Source organism: Massilia cavernae, assembly GCF_003590855.1.
In the GTDB taxonomy this organism is placed as follows: Bacteria; Pseudomonadota; Gammaproteobacteria; order Burkholderiales; family Burkholderiaceae_D; genus Telluria_A; species Telluria_A cavernae.
Genome location: NZ_QYUP01000184.1, coordinates 1 through 3832 on the forward strand (window position 1 = coordinate 1; position 3832 = coordinate 3832).

General features: G+C 64.0%; 5 protein-coding genes. 4 read left to right on the forward strand and 1 reads right to left on the reverse strand.

Annotation, left to right across the window (positions count from 1 at the left end):
• Both D3872_RS23515 and phoR read left to right on the forward strand, forming a co-directional pair.
• The coding region (locus tag D3872_RS23515) for a winged helix-turn-helix domain-containing protein (RefSeq protein WP_182915909.1) at positions 1-333 on the forward strand (333 nt) is incomplete at its 5' end.
• A 9-nt stretch (positions 334-342) separates the two neighbouring features.
• The gene (gene phoR / locus D3872_RS23520; RefSeq protein WP_119813043.1) at positions 343-1623 is read left to right on the forward strand and encodes a phosphate regulon sensor histidine kinase PhoR; all 1281 of its coding nucleotides are present in this window, start codon (positions 343-345) and stop codon (positions 1621-1623) included.
• 327 nt (positions 1624-1950) lie between these two features.
• On the opposite strand, the gene D3872_RS23530 is transcribed toward phoR, so the two are convergent.
• Positions 1951-2295 carry a hypothetical protein gene (locus D3872_RS23530; RefSeq protein WP_119813045.1) on the reverse strand — a complete coding sequence of 115 codons (345 nt, stop codon included), beginning with the start codon at positions 2293-2295 and terminating at the stop codon, positions 1951-1953.
• A 113-nt stretch (positions 2296-2408) separates the two neighbouring features.
• Here D3872_RS23530 and D3872_RS23535 point away from each other — a divergent pair, with 113 nt between their 5' ends.
• Positions 2409-3323: a patatin-like phospholipase family protein gene (locus D3872_RS23535; protein ID WP_119813046.1), complete on the forward strand. Its 915-nt coding sequence runs from the start codon at positions 2409-2411 to the stop codon at positions 3321-3323.
• A gap of 81 nt (positions 3324-3404) precedes the next feature.
• On the forward strand, positions 3405-3812 hold the full coding sequence (locus tag D3872_RS23540) for a GlcG/HbpS family heme-binding protein (protein ID WP_119813047.1): 408 nt from the start codon (positions 3405-3407) through the stop codon (positions 3810-3812).
• Positions 3813-3832 lie beyond the last annotated feature (20 nt).

Here is a 3832-nt window from a genome sequence, read left to right on the forward strand (position 1 = left end):
GCGCTGTTGCGGCGCAAGAGCCCAGAGCATGCCGAGGAAGCTTTGAGGGCGGGCAAGGTGACGCTCGACCCGGTCAGCTGCACGGTGTCGATCGGCGAGCAGAAGATCGACATCGGCCACGCCGAATTCAAGCTGCTCAAGTTCCTGATGGCGCATCCGGAGCGCGTGTTCTCGCGCAGCCAGCTGCTCGACAAGGTATGGGGCAACCACGTCGCCATCGAGGAACGCACGGTCGACGTGCACGTGCTGCGGCTGCGCAAGGCGCTGAAGGACTCGGAGAACCTGATCAAGACCGTGCGCAGCGTCGGCTACATGCTCACCGAAAAACAATAAAGCGTCCACATGAACCCAAAGCTGCTGTTCTGGATACCCGCGCTGCTGCGCGTGACTTTCATCGTGATCGGCGCCGCCATCGTCTGGTGGCTGTTCGGCGCCGTGTACGGCCTGGGGGTGGGGCTGCTGGCGATGTCGACCCAGTATTACGTCCAGCTGACCTACCTCAGCCAGCTTGGCGCGTGGATGGACGACCCGCATAGTTCGCGCCTGCCGGACGGCTGGGGTGCATGGACCAACATCTTCTCGCGCCTGTACCGGCTGCGCCGCGACGACGAACGCCACCAGGCCGAACTGACCGAATGGCTGGCGCGCTTCCGCCAGGCGATGCATTTGCTGCCGGACGGCGTAGCCATCATGGACGACGTGCTGTTCCTCGAATGGTGCAATCCCGCGGCCGAGCGCCACCTCGGGCTGACGCTGGGGCGCGACAAGGGCATGCGCGTGACCAACCTGGTAAGGCACCCGGACTTCATCGACTACATCGTGCTGGGGCGTTACGAACAGCCGCTGACACTGAGCCTGCGCGACCGCAAGCTGATCTGCCAGATCATCCCGTTCGAGAACCGGCGCCAGATTTTGGTGACGCACGACGCCACCGAAACCGACCGCATCGAAGAGATGCGGCGCGACTTCATCGCCAACGCCTCGCATGAACTGCGCACGCCGCTGACGGTAATTGTCGGCTTCCTCGAGATCGCGTCGAGCGGCATGCAGATCGACCCGGCCTCGCGCGAAGCGCACCTGAAGCTGATGACCGAGCAGGCGCACCGGATGCAGCGGCTGATCGAGGACATGCTGACGCTGTCGCGGCTGGAGTCGATGGACTACCCGCTGCGCTCCGAGCACGTCGACGTTCCTGCGCTGGTGGAGTCGATCGCGCAGGAGGCAAGGGCGCTATCGGGCGGCAAGCACGAAATTACGACCAGCGTCGACGGCCCGGACGTGATGGGCAGCACCGAAGAACTGCGCAGCGCCTTCGGCAACCTGGTATCGAACGCGGTGCGTTACACACCAGCGGGCGGCAAGGTACACATCTCGTGGACCAACAATGGCGGCGGGCCGCAGTTTGCGGTGACCGACACCGGCATCGGCATCGAGCAGAAGCACATCGCGCGATTGACCGAGCGCTTCTACCGCGTCGACAAGAGCCGTTCGCGCGACACGCAGGGGACGGGGCTGGGACTGGCGATCGTCAAGCACGTGCTGCTGCGGCATGGCGGCACACTGACGATCAAGTCGGAAGCGGGGAAGGGCAGCAGCTTTATCGTGTCGCTGCCGAAGAAATAGCGGCGGGCCGTAGGGCGGATAAGCGCGAAGCGGTGGAGCACGGGTTTCGAATCGCATGCGATTCGCGTGCGAAACGGTATCCGCTTGCAAGCGGATATTCCTAAAGCGAAGCGCATCCGCCGAACTCACCGCGAAGTCCAGGAAGCTAGCGCGCCTTGACGCGCCGCGCGCGCCAAGCCGCGGCGGCGACGACCACCCCTATGACGACGCTCCCGACGATTCCAACGGCGGGTGGATACAAATCCAGGCCTACGCCACCACCGATTGCTCCGCCGGCCGCGATCCCCGGAACGATAATCCTCGCCACCTGGCGCCGCTGGTTCATCCTCATTCTCCCAAATCCAGGTGAAGCTGCGCCACTCCCGCCCCGGCCGCATGCAGCTCGCGCAGCGAAACCACGAACCGTTCGATGTCCGCCTCGCTGAGTTCCGCGGTCAACCGCTCAGGCGCCTCGCGTCCTTTCGACTCCTCATCGAGCATGTCGCACTCGAACACGATCCGCGCGCGCTCGCGCTCGCGCCTCAAGGACACCTGCAGCGCCCCTCCCGCGTACATCGGCTCGAACGAACCAAGCGGATAACTGGTACTGGCCATCCCATGAGGGCCGATGAACTTCGAGAACACATGCGCCAGATTCGCCAGCTGGTCGTTGGGCAGCTGGACCTGATGCATCAATGTCGATCTTTATTCTAAGCTAACCATATGGCTTGATAACTCCGGCCCGATAAAGAAAATAAACGGCGAGAACAGTTTACAATCGCATTCTCGTTCCTCCGGTGTCATATATGTACTCCAAACGCAGCTCCCTGATTGCCCTCGCATTGATCCTCGCCGGTTGCGGCAGCACGCCCCAGGCGCCGGTACAGCAGCCAGCGCCGGTCGCGCCGCCTGTAGTTGCCGCGCCCCCGAAGAAAATCAAGATCGGCCTCGCCCTTGGCGGCGGCGCCGCGCGCGGTTTCGCCCACATCGGCGTGATCAAGGCGCTTGAAGCGCAGGGCATTTACCCGGAAATCGTGGTCGGCACCAGTGCCGGCAGCGTGGTCGGTGCAATGTATGCATCCGGCCTGTCCGGCTTCGCGCTGCAGAAGACCGCGATGGAGATGGACGAAGCGACCATTTCCGACTGGGCGCTGCCGCTGTTCGGCACATCGACCGGCGTGCTGAAAGGCGAAGCGCTGCAAAGCTACGTGAACAAGGCGGTCAGGAACGCGCCGATGGAAAAGCTGAAGCTGCGTTTCGGCGCGGTGGCGACCGACCTGAACTCCGGCCAGCCTATCCTTTTCCAGCGCGGGAACACCGGCCAGGCCGTGCGCGCTTCGTCGGCGGTGCCAAGCGTCTTCCAGCCGGTGAAGATCGGTGCACGCTCGTTCGTCGATGGCGGGCTGGTTGCGCCGGTGCCGGTGCGCTTCGTGCGCGAGATGGGCGCGGACTTCATCATCGCCGTCAACATCTCGACCCAGACCGACGCCCAGGCCACGGTCAGTTCGCTCGACGTGCTGATGCAGACCTTCACGATCATGGGCCAGCGCCTGAACCACTATGAGCTGAAGGACGCCGACATCGTGATCCAGCCTGCGCTGGGCAAGATGGGCGGCGCCGACTTCAACGGCCGCAACCAGGCGATCCTGGCGGGCGAACTGGCGGCGGCGGCGGTGATGCCGCAGCTGAAAGCCAGGCTGAAGGCGAAGCAGCAGCCATAAACGATATATGGGGCCGCGTATCCCAGCGACGAGCCGCGGCCTCAGAATCCCGCCACACCACTAATATAGAAGGACACACCCATGCAGTCGAAACCGTACCTGACCAGCGCCGACGTCAAGAAGATCGCCGCTGCCGCCGAAGCCGAAGCCGCCGCGAACAACTGGCCGGTAACGATCGCCATCGTCGACGACGGCGGCCATTTGCTGTGGCTGCAGCGCCAGGATGGCGCCGCGGCGCTGTCGTCGCATATCGCGCCGGCCAAGGCGAAGGTATCGGCGCTGGGGCGGCGCGATACGAAGGTCTATGAGGACATGATCAACAACGGCCGCACCGCGTTCGCCGCCGCGCCGTACAGCGAAGGCATGCTGGAGGGTGGCGTGCCTGTGATCATCGACGGTCACGTGATTGGCGCGGTAGGCGTCTCGGGCGTGAAATCGTCGGAAGACGCGCAAATCGCCCTCGCGGGAATCGCGGCACTGGCGGCCTGATCCACCAGTAAACTCAAATC